Genomic DNA, 3,682 nt, shown 5'->3' with positions numbered 1-3,682 from the left:
TCCTCCGGCTGGAACCTGCCCTCGATGTTCCTCAGGCGCAGGAAGCTGTCCACGCGGAACACCACGTTGTTCAACCAGCTCCCATCGGCGATGAACTCGGCCACCTGCCGGGACTCCCACTCCAGCCGCAGCCGCACCTTCTCGTACTCCTCCGGGCCCTTCGCCGACAGCAGCGCGAGCACGTTGCACCAGACGCGGTCCCGGTAGTACCGCAGCCCCGTGCTGGTGAGCAGCTCGTCGAACGTCCCGAACAGGCCGCTGAACAGGCGCATGCCACCGCCGAACTCGCGCGCGAGCACCTCCTGTAACTTCGGGTTGCAGCGCACCAGGACGTTGTTCATCTGGTCATGGTCGAACTTCCGCCGCGCCATGAGCTCCGCGTCCCCCGCATCTCCGTCCTCCACGAGGATCTCGTGGATGCCACGGGACAGATCGAAGTTGATGTGGGCGTTGATGCCGAGCATCAGGTTCTGGAGGATGCTCGAGCGACCGTCCCCGGCCCGCTCCTCGGCGAACCTCCAGGCCGCGCACACGGGCTTCCGCAGCGACTGGAAGTAGTGCAGGCAGAACCGGCCGGCGAGGCGATCCACCCAGTCCGGGTCGAAGAAGATGGGGGTCTTGAAGTCCTCATTTCCCCCATGGATGGCGGCGTTCACCTGGGCCGTCATGACGTAGTAGGCGCGCAGGAAGATGGCGCGTCGATCGCCCCGGGCATAGAGCTCCCGCAGCTTCTTCTCCATGCACACGAGCGCCTCGCCCGTCGTACGAGGTCTGTGTAGCTTCGTGTCGCAGTCGGCGCCGCATGGCTCGTGTGTGAGCTTCGACGCGGTATAGGCATCCGCCATTGGAAGTTCTCCCCTCTCGGTACTCACCGTCCAGGAGAGACGGAGGGGAGGCGTTCCACTTGTGACGCGGAGCCCACCCGCGAGCGAGCCAGCGGGCCCACGCGAGGCCGACTCGCTAGTCGCGGCGGTACATCGTCACCACGCACGCGCCGCCGAGGCCCAGGTTGTGTTGCAGGGCGACGCGGGCGTTCTCGACCTGGCGCTGCTCGGCCTGGCCGCGGAGCTGCCAGACGAGCTCAGTGCACTGCGCGAGGCCGGTGGCGCCCAGCGGGTGGCCCTTGGAGAGCAGGCCGCCCGAGGGGTTGGTGACGAACCGCCCCCCGTAGGTGTTGTCCCCGTCCCAGATGAACTTCTCCGCCTCGCCCTCCTTGCACAGGCCGAGCGCCTCGTAGGTGAGGAGCTCGTTGGCGGTGAAGCAGTCGTGCAGTTCGACGACGTCCACGTCGCTGGGGCCGAGGCCGGACTTCTCGTAGACCTGCTTCGCGGCGAGGACGGCCATGTCGAAGCCAATCATCTTGATCATGCTGTCGCCGAAGCTGGAGGGCAGGTCCGTGGTCATCGACTGAGCGGCGATGTACACGGGGTTGGAGATGCCCAGCTTCCGGGCGAAGTCATCCGAGCAGACGATGGCGGCGGCGGCCCCGCAGGTGGGCGGGCAGCACTGGAAGCGCGTGAGCGGATCGAACACGTCGTCCGAGGCCAGCACCTCGTCCACCGAGAGCGTCTGGGTGAAGAGGGCGTAGGGGTTCTTGCTCGCGTGCTTGCGGGCCTTCTCCGAAATCTTGGCGAAGGTCTCGCGCTTCGTGCCGTACTTCCAGCGGTACTCCCGACCGGCGCCGCCGAACATCTGCGCGGCGAAGGGCGCCTGGTTCATGCCCTGGGCCCGGTTCATGGTGTCCACGTGGCGCTCGAGCGGGTTGGCGCGGTCGTCGTACTTGGAGCCGAGCGCCCCCTTCTCCATCTTCTCGAAGCCGAGCGCGAGGACGCACTCGGCCATGCCGCCCTCGACGGCCTGGCGCGCGAGGTAGAGCGCGGTGGAGCCGGTGGAGCAGTTGTTGTTGACGTTGATGACGGGGATACCGGTGAGGCCCACCGAGTACACGGCGCGCTGGCCGCAGGTGCTGTCGCCGAAGACATAGCCGGCGTAGACCTGCTGGATGTCGCCGTAGGCGATGCCCGCGTCCTTGATGGCCGCGTGCGCCGCCTTGGTCGCCATCACGTCGTACTCCTCGCTGGCGCCCGGCTTGGCGAACTTCACCATCCCCACTCCGATGACATTGACCCGACGTCCCATGATTGCTGTTCCTTTCGTGTGGGTTCGCGCGACCATCAGATGAGCTGCTTGAGGAAGCCCAGGCGAGAGGCGAGCCGGACGTCCCCGTCCACCCGCAGCTTGCCGTGCTGGTAGAGGCGCTGCACGGCCTGCGGCTCCTGCACCAGGGCCGCCAGCTCCTCGTCCGAGAGACGAAGCGTCAGGTCCGCCTTGTCGGCCTTCCCGTCGTGCACGCCCGGGGCGTCCTTCAGGTCCACCACCCAGGAGCCCTGGGGCTCGGTGACGAGGAACTGGATGACGGCCCCCACCTCGCGGGCCAGCTCCGGCTTCTGCGCCAGCCGCTCGCCGAGCGCCTTGAAGATGGCCGGAGCGCGGCCGCTGCCCGCGTTGGACGCCCCGCTGCCCGAGGCCGGAGCCGGAGCCGGAGCCGCCTTCGCGGCGCCCTCGCCGGAGGGAGCGGAGCCAACCTTGGCGAGGAAACCGAGCTTCTGCGAGGCCATCACGTTGCCGGTAATCTTGAGCTTGCCGCCGAAGTAGAGCTTCTGCGGGTCCGCCTTGCCGGAGGTCATCGCGAGGAAGTCCGCGTCGGTGAGCTCCAGGGTGCAGTCGGCCTTGCCCTGCGCGCCCTCCTGCACGGAGCCGGCGCCGCTCTTGAGATCCAACGTCCAGGCGCTCTCCGGCTGGGTCAGCTTGAAGAGGTAGACGTTGGCCACCTTGCCCACGAGCTCGGGGTGCTGGGCCACGTACGTGCGGAGGGCCTCGAAGACACGGGTGCTGGCGGAGGGCCCACCCGAGGCCTTGGCCGGAGCGCTCGCCTGCGCGGGGGCGGCGGGCTTGCCCTGGGCCTTCGGCACCTCCTTATAGAGCTCGACGGCGGCGTTGCTGATGACGACCTTGTCGCGCTCGACGACCTTGCAGCGGACGATGATGCGCTCGCCCTCCTTCCACATCTCGGTGCGGAGCGTCTCGCCGGGCAGCACGGTCTCGGCGAAGCGGACGCGGATGCTCTTGAAGAGCCGCGGGTCCCCACCGGCGAAGGCCTTGATGACGTGGCGGCCCACGTAGCCGAAGGTGCACAGGCCGTGGAGGATGGGCCGCTTGAAGCCGAAGTTCTGGGCGAACTCGGGGTCGGCGTGCAGCGGATTCCAGTCCCCGGACAGCCGGTAGAGGAGCGCCTGGTTCTCATGCGTCTTCTCGGTGAGGACGGCGTCGGGGGCGCGCTCGGGCGCCACGTTGACGTCGCTCGACGGCCCGCGGTCTCCCCCCCAGCCACCCGCGCCGCGCACGAAGGTGGTGATCTCATTGCGCACGAGCGGCTCGCCCGTCTGCGCGTCGTAGCTGGTGACCTCGGTGACGACGAGCGCGTTCTTGCCCTTGTCGAAGATGTCCTTGATGCGGCCCTTGTGGCGCAGGGAGGCCTTGGGGGGCAGCGGGCGGAGCAGCTCGGTGTACTGCTCGCCGTGGAGGACGCGGTCCAGGCCGTAGTTCAGGCCCGGGGCCTGCTTGCCCTCGGCGGCCAGCTTGAGCACGGTGTTGAGGGCGGGGATGACACCGTAGGTGGGCA

At 68.3% G+C, this 3,682-nt stretch carries 3 protein-coding genes; all 3 read right to left on the bottom strand.

The annotated features are described in order from the left end of the window. Nucleotides 1-740 (bottom strand): DUF5995 family protein (locus VF697_RS00430; RefSeq protein ID WP_331091112.1); only part of this gene is annotated, 740 nt, incomplete at its 3' end. Between the two features lie 220 nt (nucleotides 741-960). Continuing rightward, nucleotides 961-2,139 (bottom strand): lipid-transfer protein, encoded by a 1,179-nt coding sequence (locus VF697_RS00425; protein WP_331091109.1) that lies wholly within the window; start codon nucleotides 2,137-2,139, stop codon nucleotides 961-963. 35 nt (nucleotides 2,140-2,174) lie between these two features. Further along, on the bottom strand, nucleotides 2,175-3,682 hold a 1,508-nt coding region (locus VF697_RS00420), incomplete at its 5' end, for an SCP2 sterol-binding domain-containing protein (RefSeq protein WP_331091107.1).

The sequence above is a fragment of the Archangium sp. genome (assembly GCF_036388035.1).
Classification (GTDB): domain Bacteria; phylum Myxococcota; class Myxococcia; order Myxococcales; family Myxococcaceae; genus Archangium.
The sequence above is the reverse complement of the archived record's forward strand: the minus strand, read 5'-3'. Positions and strand labels throughout refer to the sequence as shown.

What these genes read in the sequence shown, in the direction of transcription:
- VF697_RS00425 (WP_331091109.1), bottom strand. Translation starts at nt 2,139, where the DNA reads ATGGGACGTCGGGTCAATGTCATCGGAGTGGGGATGGTGAAGTTCGCC.